This window comes from Streptomyces sp. NPDC030995 (genome assembly GCF_055571215.1).
Map to the genome: position 1 here is coordinate 1 of NZ_JBVIFS010000013.1, position 17,499 is coordinate 17,499.

Sequence of the window (17,499 nt, forward strand, 5' to 3'; positions counted from 1 at the left end):
CAGGCGGCCTCGATGGGGGTGCCCTGGTCGACGAGTTCCCGGGCGCGGGCGGCGATGCGCAGCTGGTAGCGGGAGTAGCGGCGGTGTCCGCCCTCGGAGCGGAGCGGGGTGATGAGGCGGGCTTCGCCGATGGCGCGGAGGAAGCCCTGGGTGGTGCCGAGCATCTCGGCGGCCCGGCCCATGGTGTAGGCGGGGTAGTCGTCGTCGTCGAGACGATCGTCGAACGAGTCGTGTGCTGTCATTTGCACCTCTTTCTGCGGAACGCGTGGAGGGGCCCTGGTGCCGTACGGCACCAGGGCCCCGAAGGAACTACTACACCATCTGCCGACCCTAGTACTGCGTCGGCCTTCTGTTTCCGCGGACCTGACCTGCACTCGGCCGGGGGCGCGGGGATCGCGGTTGCTTGACCGGGGACCACCTCACTATCGATGTCCTGCGGTACCCGGGCTCAAGACTTCCGCCCGGGCGATCCTGATGGCGTCGCTGGGCTCCTCCGTTCTTCCCTCGGTGATCAACTGCTTGCCAAACGGGGGACTGCGTACTGCTCGTACTGCTCATGGCGGCCCCTGATCACTGCGGGCCACCCGGTCCGGTCGTCAGTCCCGTCGCCGTCCTGCAACAACGCTGGCTTCGAAACTCCACCACCGCACCGTTCTGCGAACCGCAACTGCGCGTGCTGCTGCCCGGCAGTTCGTCTCTGCCAGGCCTTGCTCTCTCTCTGGGCTACGAGAGAAACCATAACCAGGCCACCACCCAATGTCTACTCTGGCCGAGATAGATTTTCGTGCGCTCCGAGGGGAACTAACCTTCGGGAACGGTCCGGGGGCCAGGGTGACCCGGCGCCGCGTGGAGAAGCCCGCCGGTACGCAGGAGGGCCCGACCGGCGTGTGCCGGTCGGGCCCTCTCGTCGTGCGGGTGTCGGCTCGCGCCCTTCCCCTCGGTCAGACGGCCAACGGGGTGCCGAGCCTCGCGGATGCCCGCTGGAGCGGGCTGAGTAGGGGCGTGGGCGCGGCGGCCTGAAGGCCACGGCAGGTGAAGCCGAGCTGGGTCATGGCCCGGAGGACTTCGCCGACGCTGAAGTCACGGCGGTCCTGGCGCGTGATGACCTGGCCGACCTGCTTGACGGGGTAGGTGCGGCGGCCGATGATCACGGACTCGCCCATGACCTCCTCGGGCTTGACGCCCTTCATCGATTCCAGGACGCCGCTCTTGGTCAGCTCGAACGGGAAGCGGGCGATGACACAGCGCATGATGCCTCACAGGGGGAAGAGGTGAATGGTCCGACCGCGGTGAGGTGGTCAGCGTGCGAGGGCGAGGACGCCCGGAGCGGTGCCTTGTCCGCCTTGTCCGCCTTGTTCGTCGACGGCGGGTAGGGCGTCGAGCCGGCGGTAGCGCATCGCGTCGTCCACCGTCCGGTGCGCGGGCTCGGCATCCGCCGAGCGCGGCTGCATCTCAGGCCGCCGCATCGAAGGTGGACTGCCGCACGCTCACGCGCCGGGCCGCCGAAGCGGGACTGCGTCGACCGCGGGAGGCGGAGCTGCGCTTGGGCCGCTCGGACACCGGCGCGGTGATGGTGACGGGGATGCCGGAGGGAGCCTGGGCGCCGGTGATGCGGTGGAGCGCTTCGTCGCCGGAGCGGACCTGCGTGGTCTGCGGGACGATGCCGGCGGCGGCCATCAGGCGGGTCATGTCGCGGCGCTGGTTGGGGGTGACCAGGGTGACGACGCTGCCGGACTCGCCGGCGCGAGCGGTGCGGCCGCCGCGGTGGAGGTAGTCCTTGGGGTCGGTCGGCGGGTCGACGTTCACGACGAGGTCGAGGTTGTCGACGTGGATGCCGCGGGCCGCGACGTTCGTGGCGACCAGGACGGTGACGTGTCCGGTCTTGAACCGGGCCAGGGTCCGGGTGCGCTGCGGCTGTGACTTCCCGCCGTGCAGGGCGGCGGCGCGCACTCCGCTGTTGAGCAGGTCCTGGGTGAGGCGGTCCACGGCGTGCTTGGTGTCGAGGAACATGATCACCCGGCCGTCGCGGGCGGCGATCTCGGTGGTCGTGGCCTGCTTGTCGGCGCCGTGGACGTGGAGCACGTGGTGCTCCATCGTCGTGACCGCGCCGGCGGACGGGTCGACGGAGTGGACCACGGGGTCGGTGAGGTAGCGGCGCACCAGGAGATCGACGTTGCGGTCCAGGGTCGCGGAGAACAGCATCCGCTGGCCTTCGGGGCGTACCTGGTCCAGGAGCGCGGTGACCTGGGGCATGAAGCCCATGTCGGCCATCTGGTCGGCTTCGTCGAGGACGGTGACGGCGACCTGGTTCAGTCGGCAGTCGCCGCGGTCGATGAGGTCCTTGAGGCGGCCGGGGGTGGCCACCACGACTTCGGCGCCACCACGCAGCGCACCCGCCTGCTTGCCGATCGACATCCCGCCGACGACGGTGGTCAGACGCAGCTTCACGGCGCGGGCGTAGGGGGTGAGGGCGTCCGTGACCTGCTGGGCGAGTTCCCGGGTGGGGACCAGGACCAGCGCCAGGGGCTGGCGGGGCTCGGCGCGCTGTCCGGCGGTGCGGGCCAGCAGCGCCAGGCCGAAGGCGAGGGTCTTGCCGGAGCCGGTACGGCCGCGGCCCAGGACGTCCCGGCCGGCGAGGGAGTTCGGCAGGGTCGCGCCCTGGATCGGGAACGGCACCGACACCCCCTGGGTGCCGAGCGCGGCCAGCAGCTCCGCGGGCATGTCGAGGTCGGCGAACGCCTCGACCGCGGGCAGCGCCGGAGTGATCGTCTTCGGCAGGGCGAACTCACCCTGCAGGGCGGCGGGCCGGCGTCCGTAGCCACCCGAGCGGCTCGGACCTCCGCCCGAACGGCTCGGTGCGGAGGAACCGAAGCGCCTGCCCCGATCCGAACCGGCGGCGGAGCCGTAAGCGGAGCCGTAAGCGGGGCCGCCGGTTCGGCTGCGGGTACGGGAGGAGCGGTCGTTCGTACGTGCGGGGTTCATTCAGAACCTTCCTTGATGCGGCGCGTATCAAGGAATTCCCGCAGCGGAAGAGCAGCGCGGGGAATCGCAGGAACGGGCCGAATGGAATGCGAAAGCGAACTTGGCCGACGGGAAATCCGTGTCGGCGCATGCGCTGAAATGTGGATAGCGCGGGGAAGTGAATCCAGTGCACCCGCAGGTGAAACCACTGCGGGAAATGCATGCAGCTGGGGCCCGCACCCCGAGGGATGCGGGCCCCAGCTGCAAACTGCGCGTCAGTGTCAGGCGGGAACGATGTTCTCGGCCGTCGGGCCCTTCTGGCCCTGCGCGATGTCGAAGGTGACCTTCTGGCCTTCGGTCAGTTCGCGGAAGCCCTGGGCGGCGATGTTCGAGAAGTGGGCGAAGACGTCAGCGCCGTCACCGTCCTGCTCGATGAAGCCGAAACCCTTGGCCGCGTTGAACCACTTCACGGTGCCAGTAGCCATGTCATATCTCCTTTGGGGCAGTACACCGGAATCCGCACTGTGTGGACGCCGTGTCGCCGCGATGATGCCCCGCCGGGAAAATGACCCGGAAATATGAAGCGCTTCCGTGCGACGCGGAGGCCGACTGGAGCGCTTGAAGTTTTTGGGTACCAAAACTGCAACCGAGATCGACAGTAGCACGCCGCACCGACTCGTGGAGGTGAAACATTTTCCCCCAGTGCGCCGCGGCAAAAACTCTCCCTGCGGGGTCCATTAAATTCTCAGACCGCGGGCACAGATATTCCGATACCCGGGCACAGGTTTACCGTAGGAGATGTCCCCGCCCACACCGTGTGGGGCCGGAAGGACGGGAGAGGCCGCCATGACGACCTGGGTGCCGGCCTCCTGCACGCTGCCCACCATCGAGCAGCCGCTGCGGGTCGCGGAATTCGATGCACTGTTCGCCCAGAGGCTGGCCGGCTCTTCCCGGCCCGACCGGCTGCGCCTGGAGATGGTGCTCACCGGCGGCCCGGGAGTTGAGGAGACGGTCCGCGATCTGGTGGCACGCGAGAGCGTCTGCTGCTCGTTCTTCACCTTCACCGTCAGCCCCGGCCCCGGCCCCGGCCCCGAACGGGTCCGACTGGACGTCGAGGTCGACAGCGCGCACGAGACCGTACTGGACGCCCTCCAGGAACGGGCCGCCGCGGCCACCGGGGGACCTGGCCGCCGTCGACGCGGGCTGTGACCACCTGACCGTCTGTGCCTCCGGCGCCTGCTGCCTCATCCCCGCCGCCCCTAGGCTCACCCCTCATGACCGTCGTTCGTTCCGTCGCCCTGTTCGTCGTTGCCGCCCTGTTCGAGATCGGCGGCGCCTGGCTGGTCTGGCAGGGCATCCGAGAACACAAGGGCTGGATCTGGATCGGCGCCGGCGTCATCGCCCTCGGCCTGTACGGGGTGGTGGCCACCTTCCAGTCCGACGAGAACTTCGGGCGCATCCTCGCCGCCTACGGCGGGATCTTCGTGGCCGGGTCGATCGCCTGGGGCATGGTCGCCGACGGCTACCGGCCCGACCGCTACGACGTGATCGGCGCCCTGGTCTGCCTCGCCGGCATGGCCGTGATCATGTACGCGCCCCGCAGCCACTGACCGGGTACATCCCTTGTTGGCCGTGGCGAGGTCAGGCCGTCGCCTCCGCCCGTGCGCGGCTCCGGGTCTCCTGTCGTACGACACGCCGGCGCCGGGACGGCATGCCCGCTGTCGGGTTGGCGACGCCCCAGGCTGCGCCCTTGCAGATCAGTTCCTTGTAGAGGGCGGCCACGCGGCCCGTCAGGGCGCTGTCCACTGCACGGTCGTCGGCGGTGACGAACTGGATCAGGCCCTCCTTGCGGCCGAGGGAGATGCACTGCTGGAAGTAACGGATGGAGACGCGGGGGACCTTGGTGTCGGCGAGACGCGCGGCGATGGCGTCGGCGGCCTGCCAGGCCATGGGGACGCCCGAGGCGCAGGACATGCGCAGGGGCTTGCCGCCCGGGCCGATCGCCATCGCCGCGTCGCCCACGGCGTACACGTCCGGGTGGGAGACCGAGCGCATCGTGGTGTCGACCACGATCCGGCCGTGGTCGGTGTGCTCCAGGGTGGTGGCCCGGGCGATCGGGTGGACGGCGAAGCCGGTGGTCCAGACCGTGACCTCGGCAGGGATGGTCCGGCCGTCGGCGGTCGTCACGCCGTCCGCCTCCACGGCGTTGACCGCGGCGTGTTCGTGGACCGTGATGCCGAGCTTGTCCACCACCTTCCGCAGGTGGGAGCGGCCCTTCTCCGAGAGCCAGTCGCCGAGTGCGCCGTGGGCGGCCAGGGCGACGTCGAGGTCCGGGCGGGCCTCGGCGATCTCGGTCGCGGCCTCCAGGCCCGTCAGGCCACCGCCGACCACGACCACGGGCCGTCCGGCGTCCAGGGCGGCCAGGCGATCGCGGAGGCGGAGGGCGCCGGGGCGGCTGGAGACCTCGTGGGCGTGTTCGGTGGTGCCGGGGACGCCCCCGTGGTTCCAGCCGCTGCCGAGGGCGTAGACCAGAGTGTCGTACTCCAGTTCCTCCCGCTCGGGGCCGTTCGCGGCGGCGACCGTCACCGTCTTGCGGTCCACGTCCACGGCGGTGACCTTCGCGAGCTTCAGTTCCACACCCGTGCCCGCGAACATCTCGCCGAACGGCCGGGGCCTGAGGTCCTGGCCGGCCGCGAGCTGGTGCAGCCGGACACGCTCGACGAAGTCGGGCTCGGGGTTGACGAGGGTGATGGCGACGTCCTCGTGGTGCAGCCGCTTGGCGAGGCGGCCGGCGGCGAGGGCACCGGTGTAGCCGGCTCCGAGGACGACGATGCGGTGCTGCATGTCCGTGCTCCTGTCTGGGCGGTGGCTGCCGTTGTCCGGCGTGGTTTCGCCCCTTGAACCGGGCAGCCCCGCGTTTCCTGACAGGATCGGAGTGTGACCTGCGCCACACCCCTGCGCCACACCCCCTCAGAGGGTGTGGAGCGCCTCCCCGTGGTCCGCGGCAGCCCACAGCTCGGTCGCGCGGACGAGCTTGTCGGGGTTGACCTGGCTGCGGACCGCGACGATGCCCTCCGCGGTGACCTCCAGGCAGGCGATCCCGACGACCCGGCCGTCCACGACCGCCACGATGGCGGGCTCGCCGTTGGCGGTCGTGGCGTAGATCTCGGGCGTGCCGCCGACATGGGTCCGCTTGGCCGCGCTGGGCTTGAACATGCCGCGCATGAACGTCGCGACCGCCAGCGCGCCCTCGAACGCCTTCGCGCGGGCCGGGACCTTTCCGCCGCCGTCGCCGACCGCGACGGCGTCCTGGGTGAGCAGCCGTACGAGGGGTTCGGTACGGCCGCTGGTCGCCGCGGCCAGGAACTCCTCGATGATTCTCCGGGCGGCGGCCTCGTCGATCTCGGTGCGTGCCTTGCCGTCCGCGATGTGCTTCTTGGCCCGGTGGTAGATCTGCTGGCTGGCGGCCTCGGTGATCTCCAGGATCTCGGCGATCTCCCGGTGCGGGTAGTCGAAGGCCTCGCGCAGCACGTACACCGCCCGCTCGTTGGGCGACAAGCGCTCCAACAGGACGAGGACGGCGTACGACACCGACTCGCGCTGCTCGGCGGTGTCGGCCGGGCCGAGCATCGGGTCCCCGGCGAGCAGCGGCTCGGGGAGCCACCTCCCCACGTACGTCTCGCGCCGGGCACGTGCCGAAGTGAGCATGTTGAGGCACCAGTTGGTGAGGACCTTCGTCAGCCAGGCCTCAGGCACCTCGATCCGCTCGACGTCGGCCGCCTGCCAGCGCAGGAACGTCTCCTGCACGGCATCCTCCGCCTCGCTCGCCGAGCCGAGCAGCCGGTAGGCAATGGCCTCCAGCCGGGGCCTGGCAGTCTCGAACCGGTCCACGTCACTCATGATCAGGGCCATGCTCGCGATCCTAGGCGCCCGTCGGGGTGGAACGGCAGGGAGGCAGCGCCCTCGGATGAGCAGCGCGGAGTACGCGACGAAGGCGCCTGGACCGGCGTCCCAGGCACCTCGGTCGGCGGGACGACCCTTGGCGTCAGCGGAGGTTCTTCCAGAACGCATGGTTGTGGTCCTTGGCGAACTCCGTGCGCTTCCACGGCCCCGAGGCCAGCGACTGCACGTAGCCGCCGCTGCGGAAGCTCGGCCAATCCGTCTTCCCGTACTCGGCGAAGTCCACCCAGGTGTCCGTCATTCGCTTGCCGAGGCGTTCCTGCTTCTCCGTCAGCTTCTCGAACAGGGGCAGCTTGAGGTCGAAGAGGTAGGGCAGCTCCGACATGTGCGAGGCGCGGAGCTCGAAGCTGAGCTTCGGGTCGCCCGCCCACGAGGGCGTCTCGCGCTCGCTGAACTCGAACATCCGGGTCGGCGTCCACTGCGACAGCAGCCGGGCGGTGTCCAGCGTCGGAACCGACCAGGTGCGGTCGGTCAGGACCGTTGCCAGGGCCTCGCCGGCGGAGCTGAAGCGGCTCAGCGGGTAGCGGGCCAGCACCGCGTCGGCCTGGGCGCCGAACTCCTTGCGGATTTCGGGCTCGTACGCCTCGGGCGGCATGGGACCGCCCGTCAGCTCCTGGCCGAGGATCCGGCCGCGCTCCTCGTCGTGGTTGACCCCGATGAGGACCGGGACGCGGTTGAAATTGCCCGTGCGCAGCGCCTCGGCGGGGGCCAGTGGCATGAGGTCCGTACCGGCGATCGGGCGGGGCTCGTTCCAGGTCCCGTACGCCTTCATGAGCGTGGCCGCGTCCGTGCCGCGCAGGCAGGACTCCGCATCGTTGCAATCCTTGCCCTCCTTGGACTTCAGCTCCTTGAGCTTGGCGAGCGTGGCCTTGGCCTCGGCCTCGGCTTCCTCCCGGGTGCGGGAGCCGCCCGTGGCGCAGGGCGCGCTCTGCACGATGGCGCGGTCGAACAGTCCGGTCGACTTCGGCGATGCGAGGTGGCCGCAGACGCTGTACCCGCCGCCGGACTCACCCATGATCGTCACGTTGCCGGGATCGCCCCCGAAGGCGCCCGCGTTGGCGCGGACCCAGCGCAGCGCGGCCTGCTGGTCCTCCAGGCCGAGGCCGCCGGAGGTCCCCAGCGCCGGGTCCGACAGGAAGCCCATGACACCGAGCCGGTAGTTGACCGACACGACGACGGCGCCCTCGGCGGCCAGCCGCTCGGGGCGGTAGAGGTCGCCACTGCCGAACATCAGGCTGCCGCCGTGGATCCACACGATCACCGGCCGCTTGCCGGTCTGCGTGGCGGGGGTGGTGACGTTCAGGTAGAGGCAGTCCTCGGCCTCGCTGGGCACTCCGACGGGCAGCCCCTTCGGCTGCGCGCAGGGGGATCCCGGAGTGGTCGCCTCGCGTACCCCGGTCCAGGGCACGGCGGGCTGCGGCGAGGCCCAGCGCAGGTCCCCCACCGGCGGAGCCGCGTACGGGATGCCCTGGAAGCTGCGCAGGCCGTCGCTGTCGGCGGTGCCACGCACGGCGCCGCCGGTGGTGCCGACGACCGTGCCGGCGGTGCCGCCTGCTGCCGCTCGCGCGGGGGTGGCCGGCCCGACGCCCAGGCCCATGCCCAGCGTGGTCAGCGTGAGGGCGGCGGCGATGAACCCCTTGGAAACGTTCCTGGTGTGTCTCATGGCCCGAACGCTACGCAGGTTTGCACGATCGTGCAATACGCTTGTATAACTCGATCGTATGAGGCGTTCGTGTCACACGGGCGCTAGGCTCGTGAGCATGGGAAACCGCGAAGCCCTGCTCATCGGCGCCAAGGCCTGCCTGCGGCAAAAGGGATACGACCGCACCTCTGTGCGTGACATCGCCACGGCCGCCGGCGTGAGCACGGCCGCCGTCGGCTACCACTACGGCTCGCGCGAGGCACTGCTCAACCAGGCCCTGTTCGAGATCCTCGACGAGTGGGGCGACGCGATGGGCCGGGCGCTGGTCCCCGACGCCGACGGCTCCTCCAGGGCGCACTTCGAGCGCATCTGGGAGAGCCTGATCGAGGACTTCGGCGCGCACCCCGACCTCTGGCTCGCCTCGGTGGAACTGTTCATGCAGGCCCAGCGCCAGCCGGAGCTGCGCGCCGCGCTGGCCGGGGGCACCGCTCAGGGGCGGCGTGGCATGGCGGCCATCCTGGACGGCGTCCGCGAGGAGGAGGTGTCGGACACCTCCGTCCGCACCCTCGGCGCCGTGCAGTTGGCGCTCGTGTCGGGTGTGATGCTCCAGTGCCTCAGCGACCCCTCCAGCGCCCCCACCGCTGCCGAGGTGCTCGAAGGCGTCCGGGCCCTGGCCGAGTTGGCGCGCTGACCATGACAGACAACGAAGAAGGCCCAGGTCGCTGACCTGGGCCTTCTTTCAAGAGCGGATGACGGTCGGTGACTCAGTCGTCTTGGTTGTGCTGCTCCACGTCTTGACGATGCGGGGTCGCCTCGTTGCGCATCGTCCGGACAGCCCCAGGAGCTCGTGCAGGACGAGGCGAGGTCCCTCAGCCATGGCGGTGCCGCAGGCCGTTGTGTGCCTGCGGCACCGCTCGGGCGTTGGGGTCAGGACGGGTCGCCGTACTGGAGGCCGCGTCCGTTGGTGCCGACATAGACGCGGCCGTAGGTGTCGGGGTCGCCGGCGATGACGCCGACGCCGCCGATGCTGCCCCACTGGTGGGCGTCGTCGTTGACGCGGAGCCAGGTGGCGCCCTTGTCGGTGGAGCGGAAGACTCCGGTGACGTCCTTGACGGTACCGATCAGGTACAGGGCCTGGTAATCGGCGCCCGGCGCGGCCTTGCCGAAGCCGAGCGCGGAGCCGGACTGCACCGCGGTGAGCGTGGTGAAGGTGCGACCGCCGTCGGTGGAGTGCAGCAGCCCCTTGTCGCCGCCGGAGATCCACAGGTCCCCGGCGATGCCGGGGACGGCCGCGAGCCGGCCGGCGGGCAGGTTGGTGGCGCGGGCGGTGAAGGTCGCGCCGCCGTCGGTGCTGGCGTAGAGCGTGCCGTCGGCCAGTGAGTAGAAGGTCTTGGCCGAGGAGCGGTCGGCGACGACCACGGCGCCGGTGCCCAGACCGCTGACCTTCGACCAGCTCGCCCCCTTGTCGGTCGAGCGGTACGGGGCCTGACCGGCCTCGGTCCAGACGATGGCGGAGCCGTCCGCCGAGAGCGCGACATGACCGCTGTCGGCGCTGCCCACCGGCTCCGACTTGAAGCCGTTCCAGGTGCTGCCGCCGTCGGTGGAGTAGGCGCCGTCCTGCGCGCCGCCACGGCCGACGCGAACCATCGCCGAGGGATTGGACTGGGCGAAATCGATGTCGGTGCTGGTGATCATCATCGGGTTGTCCAGCCGCCCGGCGGGCACCTTCGTCAGGGAGTCGTGGCGGAATCCGCCCAGGTCACCCATGGCGGAGATGACGGTGGCGCCGCCGGGCGGGGCGACCACGTCCATCAGCGAGGTCTCCTCCAGCCCCCGGGACCCCACGATCCAGTGGCTGGTGCCGCCGTTGTCGGTGGTGTTGGCGTCCTTGCTGCGCCAGATGCCGCTGCCGGTGCCGTACAGCACGTGCCCGGAGTCGAAGGGGTCGATGGCCAGGGCGGTCATCCAGTGCCCGATGCCGGTACCGACGTATGGCGCGCCGGAGGCGTCCCGCTCAGATTTCGCGGCCTGTGCCTTCCAGGTCGTGCCGCCGTCGGTGCTCCGGTACAGCTCGTCCTGGGGCCACCACCGGTGGAGGGTGGTGACCATCACCGTGGACGGCTTCTGCGGGTCGACGGCCAGACCGGAGAACCCGTAGTTGCCCTGGGACGGGGAGATGTTCTTCCACGCCCCGCCGGCCGGCGTGTACTTCCACACCGAACCCGCCGTCGCATCGCCGATGGAGTTGGCGTACGCCAGGTACAGCGAGCCGTCACCGGAGACCACGCCGTGCTGCGGCATCTCGCCGGTGGGCTGCCCGGAGACGGCCTGCCAGGTGCTGCCGCCGTCGGTGGAGCGGTACAGGGAGGTGGACTTGTCGGCGACGCCGACATAGACCGTCCCGCTGCCGGCCGGGCCGTACGTCACGAAGGTGACGCCCGCGCCACTGCTCGCCCCGTCCTTGACGGGGAACGAGGAGACCTGACTCCATGTCACGCCGTGGTCGGTGCTGCGCCACAGGCCGTTCTTGCGGGTGCCCAGCAGCAGGGTGCCGTTGTCCGCGGGGTTGACCGCCAGCCGCTCGCCCGCTCCGCGGCCGTATTCGTTGGCGCCCAGCTTGAACGGCAGAGCGGTGCGCTGGAAGGTGCGGCCCCGGTCCATGGAGCGCAGGAGCTCGGCGTTGCCCGCCCAGCCGTTGGTGTAGGTGCCCGCCGCGGCGTAGAACCGGTTGGGGTCGACGGGGTCGGTGGCCAGCGAATCGATGCCCAGCAGGTTCCAGTCCTTCTCGCCGACCCAGTCGGTGAGCGGGATCCACTGCTCGGCCGCGGCGTCCCAGCGGTAGGCGCCGCCCATGTCGGTGCGCGCGTACAGCAGGCCCCTCTCGCGGGGGTTGAACACCAGCCCGGTGACGTAACCGCCGCCCACCACCTGGGCGTTGTTCCACACATACGGTCCGGTCGCGGTCGCCTGGGTCTTGGCCGTTTTCACCAGCTTCCACTGCTGGTTGGTGCTGCCCTTGCCGTGGTACTGGATGACTGCCGCACCGTCGGCCGTGGACTCTCCGGAAACGTCCAGGACCCGGCCGCTCTTGCGGGAGGTGAAGGTGACGGCGTCGGAACCGCTCACATCGTCGATCCGCCACTCCTGGGAAGTGGAAGAGCTGTCGGTCTGCTGCTCTGCGGCAGCGGCCTGGGCGGTCGAATCGCCCGCTATGCCCAGCACTTTGCCGCTGTTGCGGTTCACCAGCTCGTAGTAGCCGTCCCCGGTGGGTCTCAGCTTCCACTGCTGATTGGCGGTGTTCTGGTCGGTCCACTGCTGGATACGGGTGCCGTCGGCGGTGGAGAAGCCGTTGACGTCCAGCACCTTGCCGCTGCGTACGGAAACCAGCCGGTAGTAGGCATCGCCGTCGACCGTCGCGGCTTGTGAGTCCTCCTGCACGAACAGGAGATACGGCACGACGATGGCGGGGACGCCGAGCAGCAGGCTGGTCGCGGTCCAGCGACGACGGTGACGCCCGCGGCGCCCGCCGTTCGTGGGGTTCTTCATGGGGGGTGTTCTCCTTGCATGCCACCAGAGGAAAGTGGATCCAGCTACCGGAACGGCCGGATCCGACTCCTTGTGGTAACAGGCCCCGCAAAGGGTTGCCTTGAGCCGGGAACTTTTTTCAGGTCACCTCGTGGTGCGGTAGGCGTTGATCAGTGGCCGGGTGCCCTTGGTGCCCTTGGTGCCCTTGGTGTCCACGGCCTTGGTCGGCGGATCGCTTGTCTCCTGATGTCTGAGCCAGCGGCTGAGCACGTCGGCCGCACCAGCCTGGGTTTCGAAGGTTCGGTCGCCCTTTACGACGCGGTGGGCCTTGCGGGTGCACCTCCGCCGCAGCGGCTCCGTCACCGCGGCGACGTCGCTCGCGGCTCGGAAGACGGCCTCCCCCTTGTCGACGGTCGTGACGAGCACCCCGCCGGGCCGCAGCACCCGGGCTGCTTCGGCGATCGCCGGGGTGACGTCGTCGAGCAGATGGAGCAGCCAGACGATGACGACGGCGTCCACCCTGGCCGTTCCGGACCCCGTCCCACGCGTTTCGGCGCCGAGGACGTGGCCACGGCCTTTGCACGGCACGCCGTCTCCGAGGCCGGAGCTGTCTCCCTCCGAGATCGTCGGTCTTGAACGGGCCGTCCGCGAGTTGGCCGCCGGCTACCCGAACGCGCCCGGATGATCTGTGGGAGTCGGCCATGGAACACCACCGACAAGCCCACGACGCGCGGTACCGGGCCCTCCAAGTCGGCGCGGGCCCCGGTCCATTGATCCAAGGCACAGGCTTTGGCCGCATACCCTTGCCGACGCCAAGGTGCGGCGCCGTACGCGGCGGATCGCTCCCCTGAGGGAGGTTGGAATGGGGCTCATGGATGCGGACCACGCGGGGCTGGTTGTCGCGGCGCAGGCCGGTGACGATCGGGCGCGCGAGGAGCTGATCGCCGCGTACCTGCCGTTGCTCTACAACATCGTCGGGCGAGCGCTGAGCGGACATGCCGACGTTGACGACGTCGTCCAGGAAACCCTGCTGCGCGTGGTGCGCGACCTGCCTGCCCTGCGTGCCCCGGAGAGCTTCCGGTCCTGGCTGGTGTCGATCACGCTCCGCCAGATCAATACCCACTGGCACCGGCAACGCGCCTTCGCCGGCCGGACCACGGTCATCGACGAGGCACTCCAGATACCGGACGCCGACGCCGAACCTGAGGACCTGACGATCCTGCGTCTGCATGTGTCGGACGAGCGCCGTCAGGTTGTCGAAGCCGGCCGGTGGCTCGACCCGGACCATCGGGTGCTGCTGTCGCTGTGGTGGCAGGAATGCGCCGGCTCGCTGAGCCGTGACGACATCGCCGCCGCGATGGGGCTCACTGTCGCCCACGTCGGAGTACGCCTGCAACGCATGCGCGAGCAGCTGGAACTGAGCCGGACGATCGTCGCCGCGCTGGAGGCCGACCCGCGCTGTCCGCAGTTGGACGAGACCGTCGTCGGCTGGGACGGTCTCCGTGCATCGGTGTGGCGCAAGCGGATCGCGCGGCACACCCGCGGCTGCCCGGTCTGCATGGCGACTACGACAGAACGGGTTCCGGCCGCACTGCTGCTCCCCAGCCTCGCGCCGCTGGCCGTCTCGGCCGGACTCATCGCCGCGCTGGCCGCCAAGGGCCTGCTGCCGGGTACGGCCGCGAGCGCCGCCGGGCTGGCCACGGCACCCGTCGCCGTCGGCACGGCGACGGGTGGAGGCAGTCTGCACAGCGCGCTGATCGGCAAACTCCACGCGGTGACCGCTCATCCGCTGGTGGGCCTCGCCACCGGCGCTGTGCTCATCGCCGGGACCGCCACCTACGCGACCTGGCCCGAACCGGCGCACCGGGTGCCCGGTGTCATCGCCGCTCCCACGGTCGGCAACCCCACGCCGATCCCGTCGAGCACCACCACGTCGGCCGGACCGTCCCCGGTGAGTCCGTCCGCCGTCGCAGGCACTGTTCCGCTGGGCGCGCAGTCGCTGGAGTCCGTGGACGAGCCCGCCCTCTACCTCACGTATGCCGACGACTTCGCGACGCTCGGCCGAGTCTCCGCATCCAGCAGCGCGCAGACACGGCAGCGGGTCACCTTCACGGTCATCGGGGGGCTGGCCGACACACGGTGCGTCACCTTCCGCGCCGCCGACGGCCGCTATCTGCGCCATCGTGACCTGCGGCTACGGCTGAGCTCCAACGACGGCAGCGAACTGTTCCGTGAAGACGCCACCTTCTGTCCGCACCCCGGGTCGGTCACCGGGTCGGTAACCCTGCACGCGCACAACTACCCCGGATCGGCCCTCCGCCACCGCGACGGTGGCATCTGGCTCGATGGCTCCGACGGCACTCAGGCCTACGCCGGCCAGGCTTCCTTCATCATGCGCAGGGCCTGGGCTACCGCTCCCTGAGCATTCTGGACCGAGTCGCGCAGTGACAGCTGGTGATCCTGCACCACGATCCTGCACCACGCCGTTCCCTACCCGGCAGTGAGCCGAGTGCTGCGCCGAATCCAGCTTCGATCCAGGGCGACGCGCGCCCCTTCCACAGGGACGACCAGACCGCGGGGCTTGGCGTAACGCTTTTTGCCTGCGAGATGCAGCACCGAGCAATCGTCCGGACGGCGCGACTTTTCTGTTACGAGACCGCGAGTTCGGAGGCCTCCACTTTCGTGGGGTGCCTTCCCGCCGCTCACCATGACGTGTCGGCGTGGGAGGTTCCCCGACTTCCCCCGTTGACGTATCCCCTGAAGAAAGCCCCTCCAATGACGCGACACACCCACGACCCCCGGGCGACCGGTACGCAGGAACGGCGCCACGTCCTGCACCGCACCCACCCCGCGGCGGATCAGGCCGTACCGGCCGATGCGCGCACGATCACGGCACCCAGGGTGACCCGCGACCCCCGAGGAGAGTCATGAAGGGCCTGCACCGGCTCGGCCGGCGTCGCCGAACACTGACGATAGGACTGTCGGCCGCGGCGATGGTGGCCGGTGTCGTGACGCTCCTCCCCAGCTCCGCCGGAGCCGCGAACCTGGGTACGCAGGCGGCCCCCTCGGGCAGGTACTTCGGCACCGCTGTGGCCGCCGGCAGGCTCGGCGACTCGACGTACGCCAACATCCTGGACCGGGAATTCAACATGATCACCCCGGAGAACGAGATGAAGTGGGACGCAATCGAACCGTCCCGCGGCAATTTCAACTTCGGCCCCGCCGACCAGATCGTCAACCATGCGTTGGCACGCGGCCAGCGCGTGCGCGGCCACACCACGGTCTGGCACTCGCAGCTCCCGTCCTGGGTCAGCTCCATCGGCGACGCGAACACGCTGCGCAGCGTGATGAACAACCACATCACCACCGAGATGACCCACTACAAGGGCAAGATCTACGCCTGGGACGTGGTCAACGAGGCGTTCGCCGACGGCTCCACCCAGCACCGCAGCTCGGTGTTCCAGAACGTGTTGGGCAACGGCTTCATCGAGGAAGCGTTCCGCACCGCCCGGGCGGCCGACTCCTCGGCCAAGCTCTGCTACAACGACTACAACATCGAGAACTGGTCGGACGCCAAGACCCAGGGCGTCTACAGCATGGTCAAGGACTTCAAGTCCCGCGGCGTGCCGATCGACTGCGTCGGGTTCCAGAGCCACTTCGGCACCAGCGGCCCGCCGTCCAGCTTCCAGACCACCTTGTCCAACTTCGCGGCCCTGGGCGTTGACGTCCAGATCACCGAGCTGGACATCGCCCAGGCGTCGTCCACCCACTACGCCAACACGGTCAACGCCTGCCTGTCCGTGGCCCGGTGCACCGGCATCACGGTATGGGGCATCCGTGACAGCGACTCCTGGCGCAGCGGCGACAGCCCCCTGCTGTTCGACAACAACGGCAAACCCAAGGCCGCCCACACCGCCGTCGTGAACGCCCTCAAGGCCGCCCCCGGTACCACCGGCGGGACCGGTACCGGGGAGATCAAGGGCGTTCCCTCCGGTCGTTGTATCGACATCAACGGCTCCACCACCGTCAACGGCACCCAGGCGCAGCTGTGGGACTGCAACGGACAGACCAACCAGCGCTGGACCTACACCTCCAGCAAGCAGCTGAAGATCTACGGCAACAAGTGCCTGGACGCCAGGGCCAAGGGCACCAGCAACGGCACCGCGGTGGTCATCGGGGACTGCGACGGCGGCGCCAGCCAGCAGTGGAACATCAACACCAACGGCTCGATCGCTGGCGTCCAGTCCGGGCTGTGCCTCGACGCCGTCGGCGCGGCCACCGCCAACCGCACCAAGATCCAGCTGTACTCCTGCTGGTCCGGCACCAACCAGCAGTGGACCGGCCCGTCCAGGACGTCGACCCCGACAACGCCCGTGCCGACGTGTGCTCTTCCGTCGACGTACCGGTGGACGTCGACGGGTGCGTTGGCACAGCCGGCGAACGGGTGGGCCGCGGTGAAGGACTTCACCAACGTGGTGTACAACGGCAAGCACCTGGTCTACGCGTCGAACGCGGCGGGATCGTCGTACGGCTCGATGATGTTCAGCCCCTTCACGAACTGGCCGGACATGGCGTCGGCCGGCCAGACCGGGATGAGCCAGGCCGCGGTGGCGCCCACGCTGTTCTACTTCGCGCCCAAGAACATCTGGGTGCTGGCGTACCAGTGGGGTTCGTGGCCCTTCATCTACCGCACGTCGAGCGACCCCACCAACCCCAACGGCTGGTCCTCGCCGCAGCCGCTGTTCACCGGTAGCATCCCCAACTCCAGCACCGGCCCGATCGACCAGACCCTGATCGCTGACGGCCAGAACATGTACCTGTTCTTCGCCGGTGACAACGGCAACATCTACCGGGCGAGCATGCCGATCGGGAACTTCCCCGGCAGCTTCGGCTCGTCGTACACGACGGTCATGAGCGACTCGAAGAACAACCTGTTCGAGGCGCCGCAGGTCTACAAGGTTCAGGGCCAGAACCAGTACCTCATGATCGTTGAGGCGATGGGTGCGAAGGGGCGCTACTTCCGCTCGTTCACGGCCTCCAGCCTGAGCGGTTCGTGGACCCCGCAGGCCGCCAGCGAAAGCAACCCCTTCGCGGGCAAGGCCAACAGCGGTGCCACCTGGACCAACGACATCAGCCACGGTGACCTGGTCCGCAACAACCCCGATCAGACCATGACCGTCGACCCCTGCAACCTGCAGTTCCTCTACCAGGGCAAGTCCCCCACCGCGGGCGGCCCGTACGACCAACTGCCGTACCGGCCGGGTGTCCTCACCCTGCAGCGCTAACCTGCCCGATCCACGGTGATCGCGATTCGGGGCGGCCTGCCGGCGCGGAGACGAGCGGTTTACGGCACGGGCGACTCCACCTGCTGACCGATACTCACCGCCTCGAGGAACCCCAGCCGTGCGTCG

Annotated in this window: 15 protein-coding genes; 5 read left to right on the forward strand and 10 right to left on the reverse strand. The window is 69.7% G+C overall.

All coding sequences use genetic code 11. The annotated features are described in order from the left end of the window. The 5 genes from ACZ45T_RS20220 to ACZ45T_RS20240 form a co-directional block, all read right to left on the reverse strand. Positions 1 to 242, reverse strand: a 242-nt coding sequence (locus ACZ45T_RS20220) for a MerR family transcriptional regulator (protein WP_468443122.1), incomplete at its 3' end; no start/stop codon positions are given. Positions 243 to 941: 699 nt separating this feature from the next. Beyond that, positions 942 to 1,250 (reverse strand): SCO5918 family protein, encoded by a 309-nt coding sequence (locus tag ACZ45T_RS20225; RefSeq protein WP_468443124.1) that lies wholly within the window; start codon positions 1,248 to 1,250, stop codon positions 942 to 944. A 48-nt stretch (positions 1,251 to 1,298) separates the two neighbouring features. Then, a complete protein-coding gene (locus ACZ45T_RS20230) occupies positions 1,299 to 1,466 on the reverse strand; it encodes a hypothetical protein (RefSeq protein ID WP_468443126.1) in 168 nt (55 codons plus the stop codon). Then, a complete protein-coding gene (locus tag ACZ45T_RS20235) occupies positions 1,453 to 2,982 on the reverse strand; it encodes a DEAD/DEAH box helicase (RefSeq protein ID WP_468443128.1) in 1,530 nt (509 codons plus the stop codon). The genes ACZ45T_RS20230 and ACZ45T_RS20235 overlap by 14 nt, the downstream gene beginning before the upstream one ends. Positions 2,983 to 3,242: 260 nt before the next feature. After that, entirely contained in the window at positions 3,243 to 3,446 is a 204-nt protein-coding gene (locus ACZ45T_RS20240) for a cold-shock protein (RefSeq protein ID WP_468443130.1), read from the reverse strand. A gap of 361 nt (positions 3,447 to 3,807) precedes the next feature. Between ACZ45T_RS20240 and ACZ45T_RS20245 the strand changes: the two genes are divergently transcribed. Both ACZ45T_RS20245 and ACZ45T_RS20250 read left to right on the forward strand, forming a co-directional pair. Next, the gene (locus tag ACZ45T_RS20245; RefSeq protein WP_468443132.1) at positions 3,808 to 4,170 is read left to right on the forward strand and encodes a hypothetical protein; all 363 of its coding nucleotides are present in this window, start codon (positions 3,808 to 3,810) and stop codon (positions 4,168 to 4,170) included. A gap of 65 nt (positions 4,171 to 4,235) precedes the next feature. Further along, the gene (locus ACZ45T_RS20250) at positions 4,236 to 4,571 is read left to right on the forward strand and encodes a YnfA family protein (RefSeq protein ID WP_468443134.1); all 336 of its coding nucleotides are present in this window, start codon (positions 4,236 to 4,238) and stop codon (positions 4,569 to 4,571) included. 31 nt (positions 4,572 to 4,602) lie between these two features. Here ACZ45T_RS20250 and ACZ45T_RS20255 read toward each other — a convergent pair whose 3' ends face one another. From ACZ45T_RS20255 to ACZ45T_RS20265, 3 genes are all read right to left on the reverse strand, one after another. Then, positions 4,603 to 5,805 carry an NAD(P)/FAD-dependent oxidoreductase gene (locus ACZ45T_RS20255; protein ID WP_468443136.1) on the reverse strand — a complete coding sequence of 401 codons (1,203 nt, stop codon included), beginning with the start codon at positions 5,803 to 5,805 and terminating at the stop codon, positions 4,603 to 4,605. A 126-nt stretch (positions 5,806 to 5,931) separates the two neighbouring features. Next, the gene (gene sigJ, locus ACZ45T_RS20260) at positions 5,932 to 6,873 is read right to left on the reverse strand and encodes an RNA polymerase sigma factor SigJ (RefSeq protein WP_468443138.1); all 942 of its coding nucleotides are present in this window, start codon (positions 6,871 to 6,873) and stop codon (positions 5,932 to 5,934) included. 133 nt (positions 6,874 to 7,006) lie between these two features. Continuing rightward, the gene (locus ACZ45T_RS20265) at positions 7,007 to 8,584 is read right to left on the reverse strand and encodes a carboxylesterase/lipase family protein (protein WP_468443140.1); all 1,578 of its coding nucleotides are present in this window, start codon (positions 8,582 to 8,584) and stop codon (positions 7,007 to 7,009) included. Between the two features lie 97 nt (positions 8,585 to 8,681). Between ACZ45T_RS20265 and ACZ45T_RS20270 the strand changes: the two genes are divergently transcribed. After that, positions 8,682 to 9,254, forward strand: a complete 573-nt coding sequence (locus ACZ45T_RS20270; RefSeq protein WP_468443142.1) for a TetR/AcrR family transcriptional regulator — start codon at positions 8,682 to 8,684, stop codon at positions 9,252 to 9,254. 236 nt (positions 9,255 to 9,490) lie between these two features. Here ACZ45T_RS20270 and ACZ45T_RS20275 read toward each other — a convergent pair whose 3' ends face one another. Further along, complete coding sequence (locus ACZ45T_RS20275; protein WP_468443144.1) at positions 9,491 to 12,109, reverse strand: RICIN domain-containing protein; 2,619 nt, start codon at positions 12,107 to 12,109, stop codon at positions 9,491 to 9,493. Positions 12,110 to 12,232: 123 nt separating this feature from the next. Next, entirely contained in the window at positions 12,233 to 12,607 is a 375-nt protein-coding gene (locus tag ACZ45T_RS20280) for a methyltransferase domain-containing protein (protein ID WP_468443146.1), read from the reverse strand. Positions 12,608 to 12,950: 343 nt separating this feature from the next. Here ACZ45T_RS20280 and ACZ45T_RS20285 point away from each other — a divergent pair, with 343 nt between their 5' ends. Further along, positions 12,951 to 14,510, forward strand: coding sequence for a sigma-70 family RNA polymerase sigma factor (locus ACZ45T_RS20285; protein WP_468443148.1), 1,560 nt, complete (start codon positions 12,951 to 12,953; stop codon positions 14,508 to 14,510). Between the two features lie 505 nt (positions 14,511 to 15,015). Further along, positions 15,016 to 17,373: a non-reducing end alpha-L-arabinofuranosidase family hydrolase gene (locus ACZ45T_RS20290; RefSeq protein WP_468443150.1), complete on the forward strand. Its 2,358-nt coding sequence runs from the start codon at positions 15,016 to 15,018 to the stop codon at positions 17,371 to 17,373. The last annotated feature ends 126 nt before the right edge of the window (positions 17,374 to 17,499 follow it).

Bases quoted from the DNA above. Each gene is read 5' to 3' on its own strand.
- ACZ45T_RS20235 (WP_468443128.1), bottom strand. From the start codon at position 2,982: ATGAACCCCGCACGTACGAACGACCGCTCCTCCCGTACCCGCAGCCGA.
- ACZ45T_RS20240 (WP_468443130.1), bottom strand. From the start codon at position 3,446: ATGGCTACTGGCACCGTGAAGTGGTTCAACGCGGCCAAGGGTTTCGGC.
- ACZ45T_RS20225 (WP_468443124.1), bottom strand. From the start codon at position 1,250: ATGCGCTGTGTCATCGCCCGCTTCCCGTTCGAGCTGACCAAGAGCGGC.
- ACZ45T_RS20290 (WP_468443150.1), top strand. From the start codon at position 15,016: ATGAAGGGCCTGCACCGGCTCGGCCGGCGTCGCCGAACACTGACGATA.
- ACZ45T_RS20230 (WP_468443126.1), bottom strand. From the start codon at position 1,466: ATGCGGCGGCCTGAGATGCAGCCGCGCTCGGCGGATGCCGAGCCCGCG.
- ACZ45T_RS20250 (WP_468443134.1), top strand. From the start codon at position 4,236: ATGACCGTCGTTCGTTCCGTCGCCCTGTTCGTCGTTGCCGCCCTGTTC.
- ACZ45T_RS20270 (WP_468443142.1), top strand. From the start codon at position 8,682: ATGGGAAACCGCGAAGCCCTGCTCATCGGCGCCAAGGCCTGCCTGCGG.
- ACZ45T_RS20275 (WP_468443144.1), bottom strand. From the start codon at position 12,109: ATGAAGAACCCCACGAACGGCGGGCGCCGCGGGCGTCACCGTCGTCGC.
- ACZ45T_RS20285 (WP_468443148.1), top strand. From the start codon at position 12,951: ATGGGGCTCATGGATGCGGACCACGCGGGGCTGGTTGTCGCGGCGCAG.
- sigJ (WP_468443138.1), bottom strand. From the start codon at position 6,873: ATGGCCCTGATCATGAGTGACGTGGACCGGTTCGAGACTGCCAGGCCC.
- ACZ45T_RS20255 (WP_468443136.1), bottom strand. From the start codon at position 5,805: ATGCAGCACCGCATCGTCGTCCTCGGAGCCGGCTACACCGGTGCCCTC.
- ACZ45T_RS20265 (WP_468443140.1), bottom strand. From the start codon at position 8,584: ATGAGACACACCAGGAACGTTTCCAAGGGGTTCATCGCCGCCGCCCTC.
- ACZ45T_RS20245 (WP_468443132.1), top strand. From the start codon at position 3,808: ATGACGACCTGGGTGCCGGCCTCCTGCACGCTGCCCACCATCGAGCAG.